The following is a 15,546-nucleotide window of genomic DNA, read 5'->3' on the forward strand; positions in this document are numbered from 1 at the left end:
TTACAACATCCCCAGTTCGAGGCGGGCTTCATCGCTCATCTTGGCCGGGTCCCATGGCGGATCCCAGACGAGGGCCACATCCGCATCGCGAATGCCGGGCACGGCCGAGACGCGCAATTCGACTTCGCCCGGCATCGATTCGGCCACCGGGCAATGCGGCGTGGTCAGCGTCATGGTGATGCTGGCCGAGCCTTCGGGCGTGATTTCCACGCCATAAATCAGGCCCAACTCATAGATATTGACCGGAATTTCCGGGTCAAAGATTTCCTTGAGCGCGTTGATCACGCCCTCATACAATTCGCCGCCTGGTTCATGGGGTGTCAGGCCGGTGGGCTGCTGCGAAAGGAAACCTTCGAGGTAGTCGGCCTTGCGGGCAACCTTGTCGGCAATCTTTTCAATCTCGCCATCGGCGCCCAGCGCAGGGGCGCCGGGAATCTGGGCCGACACATCCACCCGCGCGCGCGGCGGGGTGGGGGCATCGCTCACTTCCTCGACGGTGAAACGGGGGGTATCGTCAGGGGGGGTGTCAGTCATCAGCCGAAGATCCTCTTCGTGCGTTCAATGCCGGCGATCAGCGCGGCAATATCGCTTTCATCGCTATACAGGCCAAAGCTGGCGCGCGCGGTGGCGGGCACGCCAAGGTGGTCCATCAAGGGTTGGGCGCAGTGATGCCCGGCGCGGATCGCCACGCTTTGATGTTTTGGGCCTGCTTCGTCCAGAATCGTGCCCAGATCATGCGGGTGGACCCCGTCGATCACAAAGCTGACGATCCCGGCGCTGTCCTCGGGGCCAAAGACGGTGACGTCATTCATGGCCTGAAGCGCGCTACGCAGGGTTTTGACCAATCCGGCCTCATGGGCATGGATGGCGTCAAGGCCGATGCTCTGCACATAATCGACGGCGGCGGCAAAGCCGATGGCCTCGATGATGGCCGGAGTGCCCGCCTCAAAGCGGGTGGGGGCCGGGGCCCAGGTGGTCTTTTCAAACGTCACGCGGTCGATCATCGATCCGCCGCCCTGCCATGGCGGCATGGCGTCGAGGATCTCGGCCCGCGCCCAGAGCGCGCCGATGCCGGTGGGGCCATAGAGCTTATGCGCGGAAAAAGCGTAGAAATCGACGCCCAGCGCGGCCACATCGACGGGCAGGCGCGGCACGGCCTGACAGCCGTCGATCAGGATTTTCGCGCCCACGCCATGGGCCAGCGCCACCGCGCGTTCGACATCCAGCACGCTGCCCAGCACGTTCGACACATGGGCCAGCGCGACCAGCTTGTGCGCAGGCGTCAGGATGCGCGCGGCGGCGTCCAGATCGATCCGGCCATCGGCGGTCAGCGGGCAGACGTCGATTTCAACACCCACCCGGTCGCGCAGCAATTGCCAGGGCACGATGTTCGAGTGATGCTCCAGCGTGGAGATCAGAATGCGGTCGCCCGCGCGCAGATTCGCCCCGCCCCAGCTTTGCGCGACAAGGTTGATCGCCTCGGTCGCGCCGCGTGTGAAGACGATCTCGCCTTCCGCTCCGCCGATGAAACCGGCCACCTTGCGGCGCGCCTCTTCATAGGCCAGCGTCATATTGGCGCTGCGCGCGTAAACGCCGCGATGCACGGTGGCATAGTCGCGGCCCATGGCGTTGACCGTGGCGTCGATCACGGATTGCGGCTTTTGCGCGGTGGCGCCGGAATCAAGGTAATGCCAACCGCCCGCCAACCCCGGAAAATCGGCGCGGATTTTGGCCAGATCGAGGGTGAGGGTTTCCACGCTCACAGCAAAGCCTCCAAAGCGGCCTGCGCGGCGGCGGTCAGATTGTCCTTTTCGGCCGCCCCGTCAAAGGCTTCTGCGATAAAGGCTTGCAGCATCAGCGCCTTGGCGCGGGCCGGTTCGATCCCTCGCGCGGCAAGGTAGAACAGGCCATTGGCATCCAGCTCGCCAATCGCGCAGCCATGGGCGCATTTGACATCGTCGGCATAGATTTCCAGCTCGGGCCGCGCATTGGCCTGCGCCGTGCGGTCGAGCAGCATCGCGCGCACCGATTGCGAACCATCGGTGCCATCCGCGCCCTTGGCCACATAGACCTTGCCCAGCACGCTGGCGGTCGATGTGCCGCCCGCAACGGAGCGGATCATCTGATGGCTGGTGGCGTTGGGCTCGATATGGCGCACGGTGGTGACGATTTCGGCGGTCTGATCGCCGCTGCTCAATTGCACGCCGCCCAGATGGAAATCCGCGCCCTCATGCAGCGTGGCCTCGATTTCGATGCGGGCATAGGTGTCGGCGGTGTTGAGCACATGGACGGCGGCCTTGGCGCCTGCCTCCAGCGTGAGAGAAAGGCGCACCACGCCGCCCTTGTTCACAATCGCGCGCGCAAATTCGCCGCCCGCCGCCACGGTAACGCTTTCCGCATCGGGCAAGGGCCAGAGCGTTTCCAGCGCGCCGAGGTCGGCATAGCGCCATTCCTCGGCCTTGCGTGTGGGCAGGGTGATCATGCCGCGACGCCTTCGTAGCCGCCTTCTTCCAGCGCCAGCGCCAGTTCCGGCCCGCCCGATTTGACGATGCGGCCACCGGCCAGAACGTGGACGAAATCGGGCTTCACGTAATCCAGCAGGCGCTGATAGTGGGTGATGAGCAGCACGGCCTTGTCGGGCTTGCGCATGATGGCATTGATGCCCTCGCCGCAGATGCGCAGCGCGTCAATGTCGAGGCCGGAGTCCGTCTCGTCCAGAATCGCCAGCTTGGGGTCGAGGATGCCCATCTGCACCATTTCGGCGCGCTTCTTTTCACCGCCCGAGAAGCCCACGTTGACCGGGCGCTTGAGCATGTCCATGTCCATCTTGAGCAAGCCCGCCTTTTCCTTGGCCAGCTTGAGGAACTCGCCACCCGACAGCGGGGGCAGGTCATGGAACTTGCGCTGGCTGTTCAAAGCCTCGCGCAGGAATTGCAGGTTCGACACGCCGGGGATTTCCACCGGATACTGGAAACCCAGAAACAGGCCCGAAGCCGCGCGTTCATGCGGATCGAGCGCGAAGAGATCCTGCCCGTTGAACGTGGCCGAGCCTTCGGTCACTTCATAGCCCGGACGCCCGCCCAGCACATAGCCGGTGGTCGATTTGCCCGCGCCATTCGGCCCCATGATCGCGTGCACCTCGCCCGCGTTGATGGTGAGGTTGAGACCCTTGAGGATCGGCTTGTCCGCGACGGAGGCGTGGAGGTTAGTGATTTGGAGCATAAATTGCGACCTTAACCGAATAGGATTTCAGAAATGACGATAAACCCTAAGATTGCTGCAATCATGATGAGTCTTACGATGCATCCATAACCTAACTGCTTCGAAAATTTATCGCTTTCAAAGGTTGGGTATATTCTTTGTGCAAAGTGATTTCCAACCAAGGTCAGGCCCACCACTGCAATGAAGCCAATAACTAGTCCTGAACCATTCCTCATCGCGCAGCTTCTCCATGCATCACCCCACGCTCCCTTCCAACGAAATGCCCAGCAACTTCTGCGCTTCCACCGCAAATTCCATCGGCAGTTGCTGCAACACTTCCTTGGCGAAACCGTTGACGATCAGGGCCACCGCGCTTTCCGTGTCCAGCCCGCGCTGCATGGCGTAGAACAACTGATCGTCGGAGATCTTCGACGTAGTTGCCTCATGCTCGATGGTGGCGGTGGGGTTGCGCACCTCGATATAGGGCACGGTATGCGCGCCGCAGGTCTTGCCCAGAAGCAAGCTGTCGCACTGGGTGAAATTGCGCACGCCCTCGGCATTGGCGCCGACGCGGACCAGCCCGCGATAGGTGTTCTGGCTGTGGCCCGCGCTGATGCCCTTGGACACGATGGTCGAACGCGACCCCTTGCCGTTGTGGATCATCTTGGTGCCGGTGTCGGCCTGCTGATAATTGTTGGTGACGGCGACCGAGTAGAACTCGCCCACGCTGTCCTCGCCGTTCAGCACGCAGGACGGGTATTTCCAGGTGATGGCTGAGCCGGTTTCCACCTGCGTCCACGATACCTTGGACCGCTTGCCCTGACACAGCGCGCGCTTGGTCACGAAATTGTAGATGCCGCCCTTGCCCTGCGCATCGCCGGGATACCAGTTCTGGACGGTGCTGTACTTGATCTCGGCATCGTCAAGCGCGACCAGCTCGACCACGGCGGCGTGGAGCTGGTTCTCGTCACGCTGGGGCGCGGTGCAGCCTTCGAGATAGGACACATAGGCGCCCTTGTCCGCCACGATCAGCGTGCGCTCGAACTGGCCGGTGTTCTCGGCATTGATGCGGAAATAGGTGGAGAGTTCCATCGGGCAGCGCACGCCCTCGGGTACGTAAACAAACGTCCCGTCGGAAAACACCGCGCAGTTCAAGGCGGCGAAATAATTGTCCGCCATCGGCACCACACGGCCCAGCCACTTTTTCACCAGCTCGGGATATTCGCGGATCGCCTCGCTGATCGAACGGAAGATGACACCCGCCGCTTCCAGTTCCTTGCGGAAGGTGGTGGCCACCGAAACCGAGTCGAACACCGCATCGACCGCTATCTTGCGCGCGCCTTCAACGCCCGCCAGCACTTCCTGCTCGGCCAGCGGAATGCCCAGCTTTTCATAGACGCGCAGGATTTCCGGATCGACCTCGTCCAAAGACTTGGGCCCGTCCTTCTTCTTGGGAGCGGCCCAGTAATAGGCGTTCTGATAATCGATGGGCGGAATGTTCAGCTTGGCCCAATCGGGCATCGGCATGGTCAGCCAGTGGCGATAGGCCTTCAGGCGCCATTCCAGCATCCATTCCGGCTCGTCCTTCTTGGCCGAAATATAGCGGACGGTGTCCTCGGACAGGCCCTTGGGACCATATTCCTGCTCGATATCGGCCACCCAGCCGTGTTCGTATTCGGCCACTTTTGCAGCAGCCTCACGCGCGGCCTGATCCTTGATCTCGATATCTTCGCTCATTGCACCATATCCACATCGTCATGCGGCGTCATCAACCGGGTCAGGGGAACCCCCGACAAGGCCAGACGCAACGCCTCATTCACCACCGGCCAATGCGGGCGCACGCTGCAACCCAGCCCCGGCGCGCAATCATGGCTGATCCCTTCAACGCAAGGGGTCAGCGCAATCGGCCCTTCGACCGCTTCGACAATATCGGCAAGGCTGATGTCATGGGCATCGCGCGCCAGCGCCAGCCCGCCGCCCGCGCCGCGCGCCGAAGTCAAAAGCCCCGCCGCGACCAGACGGCTGACCAGCTTTTGCACCGTGGGCGCGGGCAGGCCCGTTTCCAGCGCAAGTTGTCCGGCATTCGCCCGCGCGCGTGCGTCGCCATCGGCGCCCACTGTCGGGCACTGGCGCGCCGCTGCCACCATCGCCACCACGGCGTAATCGGCCATGCTCGACAAGCGCATCGCGCGAATCCCTTTCGTCAGCCATCGATACTCAAGACGGTCAGATTAAAATAAGACCGAATCAATCCGATTTAAAGGCCCCTAAGGCTTTGCCCTCGCGCGGGCAAGGGGGACAGGCGAAATCGGGCGGGGGCGGAAATGCGCAGGGCATAAAAAAACGGCTCCCCCGTTGCCAGGGGAGCCGCTTGAGTTTCGAGAACTCTGTGGTGAAAACCACGAGCCCTTCGGGTCGCAAGGAGGCGGATAAAGCATTGCGGGGGAAGATAATTGTAAGATTGCGTCAAACCGCAGGAGCGTTTTCAAGTAGTTTTACTTATGATCCGACCATGCAAAGGATTTCATAGGCCTGTGTCATGCAGCCCTTACATCATGGCAGGGCGGCGCGGCGCACGGGCGCCCAAGAATCGAACAGATATTCGGGAATCACGCAGAAATCCGCGAATCGCAGGGGCGGCAGGCAATCGACAAGTCCCCCGCTTCTTGCCATAGGCCTTTCCCCATGACCTATGCCCTGATCCGCAAAGCCCTGTTCCGTCTGGATGCCGAAACCGCCCATGGGATGGCGCTGGCCGCGCTCAAATATCTGCCCATTGCCGGCGCCCCTGTCGGGCCCGGCGGCCCTTTGACCAGCACGGTGGCGGGCCTGACCTTTCCCACGCCCGTGGGCATGGCGGCAGGATTCGACAAGGATGGCGAAGTGCCCGACGCGCTGCTCGGCCTTGGCTTCGGTTTTGCCGAGGTCGGCTCGATCACGCCCTTGCCACAATCGGGCAACCCCAAGCCGCGCCTGTTCCGGCTGGAGGAAGACCGCGCCGTCATCAACCGCATGGGCTTTAACAATGGCGGCGCGGACGAGGCGGAAAAGCGCCTTCGCGCGCGGCTGACGCGCGGCGGGATCGTGGGCATCAACATCGGCGCCAACAAGGACGCCACCGACCGCATCGCCGATTATGCCTATGGCGCGCGGGTGTTCGCCCCGCTCGCCTCTTATCTGGCGGTCAATGTGTCGAGCCCCAACACGCCGGGCCTGCGCGCGCTTCAGGACGAATCGGCGCTGACAGAATTGCTCGACGGCGTGATGGCTGCGCGCGATGAGACGGGACACCGCCCGCCGGTCTTCCTCAAGGTCGCCCCCGATCTGGAGCCTGCCGATATTGAGGCCATCGCCCGCATCGCCATCTCGCGCCGTCTGGGCGCGCTGATCGTCAGCAACACGACGATCAGCCGTCCGCCGTTGCAAAGCCGCCACGCGGGCGAAACGGGCGGCCTGTCGGGCGCGCCCTTACGCGATCTGGCACAGCAACGCATGGTCGATTTCCGCCGCGCCACCGGGGGACAGATTCCCCTCATCGGCGTGGGCGGCATCGCCAATGCCGAAGATGCCTATGCCCGCATCCGCGCCGGGGCCAGTCTGGTGCAGCTCTATTCGGCCATGGTTTATGAAGGCCATGCCATTGCCGAAAAGATCGGAGCCGGACTTGTCCGTCTGCTGGCGCGCGATGGCTTTGCCAATGTGGCCGATGCGGTCGGGGCCGATGTCCCGCTCTGAGGCGGTCGGGCCGCTTCCTCCCCTTGCTAGAGCCCCGGCCAAAGCCTAAATCGGACGTAACAAAAGCCTAATGCACTTCCCCGGGCAGAGGACATAATTCCTTGCGCATCCTCGATATTGAAACCAGCCCCAATCTGGTCACGCTGTTTCTGGCGCGCGCCGATTTGCTGGCCGACCGGCCCTTTCTCCACAGCAAGACGGAGCAGGGATGGCAGGCGATAACATGGGCCGAGGCGGCGCGGCGGGTGGTCCTGCTTGCGCAATCACTGGTCCGTCTGGGCTATACGCGCGGCGAGCGGATCATGCTGGTGTCGGAAAACCGGCCCGAATGGTGCATCGCCGATCTGGCGATCATGGCTGCCGGATGCATCACCGTCCCGGCCTATACGACCAACACTGAGCGCGACCACCTGCATATTCTGGAAAATTCCGGATCGCGCGGGGTGATCGTGTCCACCGCCAAATTGGCCAAGCCGCTGCTGCCTGCCGTCATGCGCTCGGGCGGGGCCAACCATCTGATCGCGATGGAGCCGCTGGGCATGGCGCAGGCCAGCACGGTGGAATATCACGACTGGGATGCAATGCTGGAGGGCGATGCGGCGGCTGCCCGCGCGGCGGTCGAGGCGCGGATGAGCGGCATTTCGCGCAACGACACGGCCTGCCTGATCTATACCAGCGGCACTGGCGGCGCCCCGCGCGGGGTGATGCAGCATCATGGCGCGATCCTGCACAATGTCGCGGGCGCGGCCCATGTCATCGTCGAGGATTTCGGCTGGGACCCGACCGGCGCCGAGCCGGAGGTCTTCCTCAGCTTCCTGCCGCTCAGCCATGCCTATGAGCATTCGGCGGGGCAATTCTTCCCCATCGGCCTTGGCGGTCAGATCTGGTATGCCGAGGGTCTGGACAAGCTGGGCAGCAATATTGAAGAGGTGCGCCCGACGATCATGGTCGTGGTGCCGCGCCTGTTCGAGGTGCTGCGCACGCGGATCATGAAGCAGGTGGAAAAGCAGGGCAAACTGGCCTCGGGCCTGCTGAGCAGCGCGGTGGCGCTGGCCGCGCGGCGCGGGGCGGGCAAGGGCAAACTGCTCGACTGGCCGCTGGACAAGGTGCTGGAAAAGCTGCTGCGCCCCAAGATCCGCGCGCGTTTCGGCGGGCGGGTCAAGGCGCTGGTGTCGGGCGGGGCGCCGCTGAACCCGGAAGTCGGCCTCTTTTTTCAGGGTGTTGGGCTGACGCTGCTGCAAGGCTATGGCCAGACCGAAAGCGGCCCCATCGCCAGCGTCAACCGAGTCAAAACCGGAATCAAAATGGACACGGTGGGCACGCCCCTGCACGCCACCGAGGTGCGCATTGCGCAGGATGGCGAAATCCTGCTGCGCGGCGAACTGGTGATGCATGGCTATTGGCGCAACGAGGCCGAGACGGCGCGCGTGCTCAAGGATGGCTGGCTGCATACCGGCGACATCGGACATATTGATGCGGCGGGGCGGATCGTCATCACCGACCGCAAAAAAGATATGATCGTCAACGACAAGGGCGACAATATCTCACCCCAGAAGCTGGAAGGCATGCTGACCCTGCAGCCCGAAATCGCGCAGGCGATGGTGTTTGGCGACAAGCGGCCCTACATCGTTGGCCTGATCGTGCCGGATGCCGAATGGTCGCGCGAATGGGCGGTGGTCAATGGCCATCACGGTGCCGATGTGCGCGCGCTTCAGGAACTGCCCAGTTTTCGCGGGGCGATCCGTGAGGCGGTCGACCGGGTGAACCGCGACCTCTCGGTGATCGAAAAGGTCCGCCAGTTCACCTTTGCCGATGAGCCCTTTGCCATCGACAATGAGGAAATGACGCCTTCGCTCAAGATCCGTCGTCATAAGCTCAAAGAGCGCTATGGGGCGCGGTTGGAAGGGTTGTATAAGGGGTGAAGGGTTTTCAGGTGCCTCCGGCGGGCAAAGGGACTCGTCCCTTTGCAATCCCATGATGCGCGCGCGCGCGATATTGGCGGCGGGGCGGTTGGGGCCTCGTTTGTAAAGCCTGCGGCGCGGATGGGTTGGGCTTAAAGGCGCCGCAGGCCTATCAAATTTGAACGCTGCGCCTTTAGAGCCTTGGCCGAACCTGATGCGCCACGCAGACAGTCACGGGAGCGCGAGGGTTATGACCCTCGCATGAATCCCTTCACCCCTTAATCCCCTGAACCCCAAACGAGAAAAAGCGGCAGTTTCCCGCCGCTTTTTCCGCATCCTCTCCAAGATGCTAATGCCTGTTGGGCTTGTTTTCCGCCCTTCTTTCTCAGGCTTGGTTATCTCGCTTCAGACTCAACTTGTGTGAGTTATTCGCCGTCGTCATCACCTTTATCGTGATGCGCAATAGAAGCAAGCGCCAATTGCGGGTTGCCTTCGCCCTGGAGGTAAGGAACCGGGTTGACGGCCACGCCATCCACGCGGACTTCATAATGCAGGTGGGGGCCGGTCGAGCGGCCGGTGGTGCCGACAAAGCCGATCAGGTCGCCCTTGTGGACCATATCGCCTGCGGCCACGTTCAGGCGCGACAGGTGACCATAGCGGGTTTGCATTTCGCCGCCATGTTCGATCGAGATATAGAGGCCATACGAGCTGAACCAGTCGGCGCGGCTGATGACACCGTCGGCGGTGGCATAGACAGGAGTGCCGGTGGGGCTGGAAAGGTCGATGCCCTTGTGCATCCGCATGCCGCCCAGCACAGGGTGGCTGCGCATGCCGAAATCGCTGCTCATGCGCAGGCCTTCGATGGGCGAGCGCGAGGGAACTGACATGGCGCGGTTGACGATACCGGCAACGCCGCCGTTATTGTTGCCGATGGTGGCGTTAACCAGCTTGTTGCCGGTGCCTTCCATCGAACGCCAGGACGAGAACAGCTGACGGAAATTCTGATCGCCATTGTCCTGCGAGATCGGCGCGGCTTGGGCGGCGCGCAGCGGGGCGGCGATATCGGCGTTGGCGGCACTGTTGGCCAGCGCGGGCTGGGCGACAACAGCGGCAAGTGCGCCGAGAAGAAACCTGGTAGAAATACGAAGCGCGACCACTCCAAAACACCTTTATTCTTGCGCCCTTCAGCCCCCCAAATGGCCGTTGGACATGGGAAATGACACCTGCGGATTTCCCGCAGGCAGGAAATTGTTGGAGATGGTCGGAACCCCCCGCCGTCTCGTTGGTTTCTGCTATCCCAGGTCAGGCGCGGCTGGCAAGCGCCTCATACGCCTTGCGCGATAGACCGGCAGACTCGCGCGCTGAGTCGTTGAATGGTGGCTTAACGTTGCCCCTGAAATAACGCGTAACCAGCATTTGCCAGAGTTTTTCCGCAGAATCACCAAGTTCGTTCGCTACCTTGGCGAAATGATCGCAGCCATAGCGCACATGGCGGATTTCATCGGCCAGAATCCTTTCCAGAATGCGCGCGCCGGCCTCATCTCCACCGGCCCGAACGCGCGCCAAAGTGGCGGGCGTCACGTCCAGTCCGCGCGCCTCCAGCACCATTGGCACGATGGCCAGACGGGCCCCCACATCATGCGCGGTTTCCTCGGCCGATTGCCACAATCCATCATGTGCGGGCAGATCACCATAGGCTGCGCCCATCCGCGCCAGATGCCGCGCGATAATTGCAAAATGCATTGCCTCATCGGCGGCCACGGTCAGGAAATCGTCGACAAATTCACGCCCGCGCTGGTCGCCAAACCGCCCCGCCATGTCCAGCGCCAGATCGATCGCGACAAATTCGATATGCGCCAGCGCATGCCATAGCGCGACCCGCGCCCGCTCCGACCCGCCGCGCCCGCGCTTGGGCATGCGGTTGGGGGGCAGCAGTTCGGGCTTTTCCGGCCGCGCGGGCCGGTCGGGCATCGTCACGCTGAAATCCCACGCCAGCCTGCCCTGCCGCCAGTCGCGCACCAATTTGCGGGTGGCCATCGCCTTTTCACGCGGATCGGCGGTCAGCAGGGCGGTGCGGATGGATTCGGACAGAGAACGCATTTGGGGGCGTTAGAAGAAGGGAACGGAAAATGCGAGGGTCTAGACCCTCGCGCTCCCATTACTGTCGGCATGGCGCGCGGGGTTCGACCTTGCGTGTCGGACGCGGCGTTTCGGGAATAAAGCCTGCGGCGCGGACCAAGTATAAGTTCACCGCGTTGGAGGCTATAAAACGATAGCCTCCAACGCTGAGCTTGCGAGCCAGACGCCACCCTATAACGGGATTGCAAAGGGACTGGTCCCTTTGCCCGCCGGAGGCATAATCACCCCTTAACCACCCCCAACACCTCCTGCGCATGGCCCTTGACCTTCACCTTTTCCCAGATCCGCTCGATCACCCCGTCGGCGCTGATCAGATAGGTGCTGCGCTCCATGCCCATATAGGTGCGGCCATACATGGACTTTTCTTTCCACACGCCCAGAGCGTCCGACAGGCCGCCTTCCTCGGCGTCCGAGGCGAGGGGGGCGGTCAGCGCGTGCTTTTCGATGAACTTGGCGTGCTTTTTCGGCGGATCCTTCGAAACGCCCAGCAGCGCCGCGCCGGCGGCCTTAAACTCGCCCGCCAGAGCCGAAAAGTCCTTGTTTTCAGTGGTGCAGCCGGGGGTGTCATCCTTGGGATAGAAGAAGATCACCAGCCGCTGCCCGGCAAAATCGGAAGGCTTAACCGCGCTGCCGTCGGTCGTGGTCATGGCGATGTCGGGGATCTTGTCGCCCACGCCGGGAAAGGTGCTCATGCTTGCATCTCCAATTGCTGGCCGAATGTTGCGGTCCATTGGCGGGCGATGGCGACGCGCGCGGCCTCCATCGCAACGATCATCGCATTCCAATCGCCAAAGCCGCATGTTTTGGCAAGACTGGCACAAGGGGCAGGCTCAGGAGGAGCGCCATCGGGGGCCAGCAACCGCGCGGCCACCAGCACGCGCGAGAGCAGGCCAAACGCCCCCGGCACATCGCTCGCGATCAGCCCTGCTGCAGCCAGTTCACTCAGAGCGCCAACCATATCGGGCCGCACCCCCACCCCTTCGCGCAATTGCAGCGCGTGGGTGACAAATTCGGCATCGACCAGCCCCCCGCGCAGCAATTTCACGTCCAGCACGCCCTTGGCGGGCTTATGCGCGGCCATCTTGTCGCGCATCTCCTGCACTTCGGCTGTGACCTTGTCCCTGTCGCGCTCCTTGCCCAGAACGCCACCGATGATCGCGCCCAGCTCTGCCCGCGCCGCATCCGACCCGAACAGCACCCGCGCCCGGATCAGCGCCATATGCTCCCAGGTCCACGCCTCCTCGCGCTGGTATCGGGCAAAGCTCTCGAAACCCACCGCCAGCGGGCCTTGTGTGCCTTGCGGGCGCAGGCGCGTGTCCACCTCATAGAGCGCGCCCTCGGCCGTCGGCACCGAGAGCGCGGCGGAAACCCGCTGGGCCAGACGGTTGAAATAGAGGGTGGCGCCAAGCGGACGCCGCCCATCGCTCTCGGCGGCAAAATCGCCGGTGAACAGGTAAACCAGATCCAGATCGCTGGCATGGGTCAGCATCCCGCCCCCCAGCCGTCCAAGGCCCAGAATCACCAGCTCGCCGCCCGGAATGCGGCCATGGGTGGCCTCGAATTCGGCAATTGTCGCGCGGGCCAGCACGTCCAGCGCCGCCTCGGCCACGCGGCACAGGCCCGCCGAAATGTCGAGCGGGTCCTGCGCCCCTTCGATCAGTTGCACGCCAAGGGCAAAGCGTTTCTCGCCCACCTGTCGCCGCACGCGGTCGAGCAGGCGCTGGTAATCGTCCCCCGCCTCCATCGCGCCAAATTCATGCGCCAGATCCTCCACGCTGCCCGGCAGGGCAAAGGCGCTGGCGTCGATAAGAGCATCGAGCAGATCGGCCCGCCGCGCCAGCGCATCGGCCAAAGGCGGGGCCAGCGACAGCACCCGCACCAGCACTTCCAGCAAACCCGGTCGCGCCTCCAGCAGGCGGAACAGGTTCACCGCACTGGGCAGGCGGGCGATCATCTGTTCCCAGCGGACCATCGCGCGGTCCGGCTCCGGCGCAGCGGCCAGCGCGGCAAGCAGCGCAGGCTGCACCGCATCCAGCGCCGCCAGCGCCGCGCCCGAACGCAGGCATCGCACGCCCCCTGAACGCCAGCCCTGAATCCGCCCGGCCAATTCCGCCGGTTTGGCAAAGCCCAGATGTTCCAGCTCGGAGGCCAGATCGTCGCCCTCATGCTGGTCGGGCACGGCAACGCTGGTGCCTTCGCCCGCGCTGGCCGCGATCAGGCGGTCATAGCGCGCGCCCACGCGGGACGTGATCGCCTCCAGCTCCTCGATCAGCGCCGCCCCATTGGGCAGGCCGTCGAGCGCGGCAACATTGTCGATGCCGTCCATGTCACGCGGGAGTTTGTGGGTCTGCAGGTCGGATACCTGCTGCAACCGATGCTCGATCTGGCGCAGGCGGTCATAGCTCTCGCCCAGCATCACCGCGTCCGCCGGGTCGATCAGCCCTTCGGCGGCCAGAGCATCGAGCGTGGCCCGCGTGCCGCGCAGGCGCAGCGCCGGTTTGCGCCCGCCGTGGATCAATTGATGGACCTGGGCAAAGAATTCGACCTCGCGGATGCCGCCGCGCCCGCGTTTGACATCGAAACCGGGGCCGACCGCCTCGATCTTGCCGTGATGGGCGCGGATGCGGCGGGTCAGCCGCCCGATCTCGGCAATCGCGCCGAAATCGAGGCTCTTGCGCCAGACGAACGGGCGGATCGCGTGGAGGAAATGATCCCCCATCGCCAGATCGCCCGCCGCCGCCCGCGCACGGATAAAGGCGGCGCGTTCCCATGCCAGAGCGCTGGATTCATAATGCGTGAGCGCGGCGTCGATGGGCAGGGCCAGCGGGCTGATCTCGCTGGCCGGGCGCAGGCGCAGGTCGACGCGGAACACATAGCCCTCGCCATCGGCCTGCGACACCAGCCGCAGAACCGTGCGCGCAACATGGAGCGCGGCTTCTTCCGGCTCGTCGCGGGCGCGGCGGGGCAGGGTGGCCGGATCGTAGATCAGGATCGGGTCGATGTCGGAGGAATAGTTCAATTCCCGCGCGCCGTGCTTGCCCAGCGCCAGCGCGACAAAACCGGTCGGCTCGGCATCGGGCGCGCGGCTGCGGATGCCGTGGGCGATGGCGGCATCGACGGCGCGGTCGGCCAGATCGGACAATTCGCCCGTCACCCGCGTCAGATCAAAGGCCCCGGCCAGATCGCCTACGCCCAAGGCCAGTGCCAGCGCCAGCTTCTCGCGCCGCAAAGCCACGCTAAGGTCGGCCACCCCTTCGCCCGCGCGGCGCGCATGGGCCAGCGCCGCATCCCCATCGCCCGAGGCCAGCACCGCCACCAGATCGGGCAAACGCCCCATCGCCCGCGACAAGAAGGGCGAATGCGCCTCGGCCCGCGCCAGGGCGTTCTGCCAGTCAGTCATAAAAACTCCTCACTCTCCATGCCACTCATGGCCTGTATGCGCCCCTTTTCGCAAGGGCGCTGGCGCCTCTTTCCGCAACGCCGCTTAGACGCTAAAGGCACGCCTCATGACTGACTTGACCCCCAACTGGCGCTTCCCCCCCGAATGGCATCCGCAGGACTGGCTGTGGATCGGTTTCCCCCATGATGGCGAGGAATGGCCCGGCTTTCTTGAGGCCGCGCAGGTGCAGATGGCCGCTTTCGCCAATGCCGTGGCCGACAGCGGGCAGGAAGTGCGCCTGATCGTGCGCAACGAGGCCAACGAGGCCCGCGCCCGCGTGCTGTGCAGCGCCAAAGTGGTGATCGAGCGGCGCGTCTATGGCGATGTGTGGCTGCGCGACACCGGGCCGCTGGTTGTGCTGGACGGCAAAGGCGGGCGCGCGGCGCGGCGCTTTGGCTTTAACGGCTGGGGCGGCAAATATCTGATGGAGGGCGACCAGACCATCGGCGCGGAAATCGCCCGCGACGCCGGGCTGGAGATCACCACCAGCGACTGGATCATCGAGGGCGGCGCGCTCGATTGCGACGGCACCGGATTGGTGGCGACGACCGAGCAGGTGCTGCTCAATCCAAACCGCAACCCGCATCTGTCGCGCGCGGATCAGGAAATGCGGCTGAAGCGCGATCTCGGTTTTGACCGGGTGCTGTGGCTGGGCGACGGGCTGATCAATGACCACACCGATGGGCATGTCGACAACCTCGCGCGCTTTGTGGCCGACAATGTGCTGGCGCTGCCCATGGCGACCGGGGCGGACGATCCCAACGCGGCGATCTATGCCGACGCCAAGGCGCGGGCGCAGGCGGCGGGCGTGATCGTGCGAGGCGTTCCCTCGCCGGGGCGGGTGGAGCGTGATGGGCGGATCGAACCGGCGTCCTATATGAATTTCGCCATCACCTCGAAGCTGGTCGTCGTGCCGATCTATGGCACCGCGCATGACGCCGATGGCGTGGCCGCGATTGGTGAGCTTTTCCCCGATCGGCCGACTGTGGGCATCATGGCTGATGCGATTCTGGCCGGGGGGGGCTCGTTCCATTGCTCCAGTCAGCAGATGCCATCCATAATTTAAGGATTCGGTGAGGTTTTGGGCGCAGGGTTGGCCTATGAGCAGAACTCGCGCCCTTATTCTCGATC

14 protein-coding genes are annotated in these 15,546 nt (G+C 63.9%); 3 read left to right on the forward strand and 11 right to left on the reverse strand.

What is annotated here, in order from left to right; translation table 11 throughout:
* Genes FHW96_RS08200 through FHW96_RS08230 form a run of 7 tightly spaced genes read right to left on the reverse strand, consistent with a single transcriptional unit; the run spans nucleotide 1 to nucleotide 5,387 of the window.
* Nucleotides 1-534 (reverse strand): SUF system Fe-S cluster assembly protein, encoded by a 534-nt coding sequence (locus FHW96_RS08200; RefSeq protein WP_172340075.1) that lies wholly within the window; start codon nucleotides 532-534, stop codon nucleotides 1-3.
* Nucleotides 534-1,763 (reverse strand): aminotransferase class V-fold PLP-dependent enzyme, encoded by a 1,230-nt coding sequence (locus FHW96_RS08205; RefSeq protein ID WP_371815670.1) that lies wholly within the window; start codon nucleotides 1,761-1,763, stop codon nucleotides 534-536. Before FHW96_RS08205 ends, FHW96_RS08200 begins: the two co-directional genes overlap by 1 nt.
* On the reverse strand, nucleotides 1,760-2,482 hold the full coding sequence (locus tag FHW96_RS08210; protein WP_172340076.1) for a SufD family Fe-S cluster assembly protein: 723 nt from the start codon (nucleotides 2,480-2,482) through the stop codon (nucleotides 1,760-1,762). The genes FHW96_RS08205 and FHW96_RS08210 overlap by 4 nt, the downstream gene beginning before the upstream one ends.
* On the reverse strand, nucleotides 2,479-3,222 hold the full coding sequence (gene sufC, locus FHW96_RS08215; RefSeq protein ID WP_172340077.1) for a Fe-S cluster assembly ATPase SufC: 744 nt from the start codon (nucleotides 3,220-3,222) through the stop codon (nucleotides 2,479-2,481). Before sufC ends, FHW96_RS08210 begins: the two co-directional genes overlap by 4 nt.
* An 11-nt stretch (nucleotides 3,223-3,233) precedes the next feature.
* The gene (locus FHW96_RS08220; RefSeq protein WP_172340078.1) at nucleotides 3,234-3,437 is read right to left on the reverse strand and encodes a hypothetical protein; all 204 of its coding nucleotides are present in this window, start codon (nucleotides 3,435-3,437) and stop codon (nucleotides 3,234-3,236) included.
* 19 nt (nucleotides 3,438-3,456) lie between these two features.
* Complete coding sequence (gene sufB / locus FHW96_RS08225) at nucleotides 3,457-4,938, reverse strand: Fe-S cluster assembly protein SufB (protein ID WP_172340079.1); 1,482 nt, start codon at nucleotides 4,936-4,938, stop codon at nucleotides 3,457-3,459.
* Nucleotides 4,935-5,387, reverse strand: coding sequence for an Rrf2 family transcriptional regulator (locus tag FHW96_RS08230; RefSeq protein WP_172340080.1), 453 nt, complete (start codon nucleotides 5,385-5,387; stop codon nucleotides 4,935-4,937). The genes sufB and FHW96_RS08230 overlap by 4 nt, the downstream gene beginning before the upstream one ends.
* 499 nt (nucleotides 5,388-5,886) lie before the next feature.
* Between FHW96_RS08230 and FHW96_RS08235 the strand changes: the two genes are divergently transcribed.
* Nucleotides 5,887-6,936, forward strand: a complete 1,050-nt coding sequence (locus tag FHW96_RS08235) for a quinone-dependent dihydroorotate dehydrogenase (protein ID WP_172340081.1) — start codon at nucleotides 5,887-5,889, stop codon at nucleotides 6,934-6,936.
* A 101-nt stretch (nucleotides 6,937-7,037) separates the two neighbouring features.
* Entirely contained in the window at nucleotides 7,038-8,858 is a 1,821-nt protein-coding gene (locus tag FHW96_RS08240) for a long-chain fatty acid--CoA ligase (protein WP_172340082.1), read from the forward strand.
* 404 nt (nucleotides 8,859-9,262) lie between these two features.
* Here the strand turns inward: FHW96_RS08240 and FHW96_RS08245 are convergent, their stop codons facing one another.
* The 4 genes from FHW96_RS08245 to FHW96_RS08260 all read right to left on the reverse strand — a co-directional run bounded on the left by FHW96_RS08245 (nucleotide 9,263) and on the right by FHW96_RS08260 (nucleotide 14,376).
* The gene (locus FHW96_RS08245) at nucleotides 9,263-9,994 is read right to left on the reverse strand and encodes a M23 family metallopeptidase (protein ID WP_371815671.1); all 732 of its coding nucleotides are present in this window, start codon (nucleotides 9,992-9,994) and stop codon (nucleotides 9,263-9,265) included.
* 145 nt (nucleotides 9,995-10,139) lie between these two features.
* Nucleotides 10,140-10,937, reverse strand: coding sequence for a ferritin-like domain-containing protein (locus tag FHW96_RS08250; RefSeq protein WP_172340083.1), 798 nt, complete (start codon nucleotides 10,935-10,937; stop codon nucleotides 10,140-10,142).
* A gap of 260 nt (nucleotides 10,938-11,197) precedes the next feature.
* A complete protein-coding gene (locus tag FHW96_RS08255; protein WP_172340084.1) occupies nucleotides 11,198-11,668 on the reverse strand; it encodes a peroxiredoxin in 471 nt (156 codons plus the stop codon).
* Nucleotides 11,665-14,376 carry a bifunctional [glutamine synthetase] adenylyltransferase/[glutamine synthetase]-adenylyl-L-tyrosine phosphorylase gene (locus tag FHW96_RS08260; protein WP_172340085.1) on the reverse strand — a complete coding sequence of 904 codons (2,712 nt, stop codon included), beginning with the start codon at nucleotides 14,374-14,376 and terminating at the stop codon, nucleotides 11,665-11,667. The genes FHW96_RS08255 and FHW96_RS08260 overlap by 4 nt, the downstream gene beginning before the upstream one ends.
* A 106-nt stretch (nucleotides 14,377-14,482) precedes the next feature.
* On the opposite strand from FHW96_RS08260, the gene FHW96_RS08265 reads away from it, so the two are divergent.
* Nucleotides 14,483-15,481: an agmatine deiminase family protein gene (locus FHW96_RS08265; protein ID WP_172340086.1), complete on the forward strand. Its 999-nt coding sequence runs from the start codon at nucleotides 14,483-14,485 to the stop codon at nucleotides 15,479-15,481.
* Nucleotides 15,482-15,546: the final 65 nt, after the last annotated feature.

The sequence above is a fragment of the Novosphingobium sp. SG751A genome (assembly GCF_013149295.1).
Lineage (GTDB): Bacteria > Pseudomonadota > Alphaproteobacteria > Sphingomonadales > Sphingomonadaceae > Novosphingobium.

Excerpts from the sequence above, each read along its gene's own strand:
- FHW96_RS08200 (WP_172340075.1), bottom strand. The coding sequence starts at position 534 with ATGACTGACACCCCCCCTGACGATACCCCCCGTTTCACCGTCGAGGAA.
- FHW96_RS08210 (WP_172340076.1), bottom strand. The coding sequence starts at position 2,482 with ATGATCACCCTGCCCACACGCAAGGCCGAGGAATGGCGCTATGCCGAC.
- sufC (WP_172340077.1), bottom strand. The coding sequence starts at position 3,222 with ATGCTCCAAATCACTAACCTCCACGCCTCCGTCGCGGACAAGCCGATC.
- FHW96_RS08220 (WP_172340078.1), bottom strand. The coding sequence starts at position 3,437 with ATGAGGAATGGTTCAGGACTAGTTATTGGCTTCATTGCAGTGGTGGGC.
- sufB (WP_172340079.1), bottom strand. The coding sequence starts at position 4,938 with ATGAGCGAAGATATCGAGATCAAGGATCAGGCCGCGCGTGAGGCTGCT.
- FHW96_RS08230 (WP_172340080.1), bottom strand. The coding sequence starts at position 5,387 with ATGCGCTTGTCGAGCATGGCCGATTACGCCGTGGTGGCGATGGTGGCA.
- FHW96_RS08235 (WP_172340081.1), top strand. The coding sequence starts at position 5,887 with ATGACCTATGCCCTGATCCGCAAAGCCCTGTTCCGTCTGGATGCCGAA.
- FHW96_RS08250 (WP_172340083.1), bottom strand. The coding sequence starts at position 10,937 with ATGCGTTCTCTGTCCGAATCCATCCGCACCGCCCTGCTGACCGCCGAT.
- FHW96_RS08255 (WP_172340084.1), bottom strand. The coding sequence starts at position 11,668 with ATGAGCACCTTTCCCGGCGTGGGCGACAAGATCCCCGACATCGCCATG.
- FHW96_RS08260 (WP_172340085.1), bottom strand. The coding sequence starts at position 14,376 with ATGACTGACTGGCAGAACGCCCTGGCGCGGGCCGAGGCGCATTCGCCC.
- FHW96_RS08265 (WP_172340086.1), top strand. The coding sequence starts at position 14,483 with ATGACTGACTTGACCCCCAACTGGCGCTTCCCCCCCGAATGGCATCCG.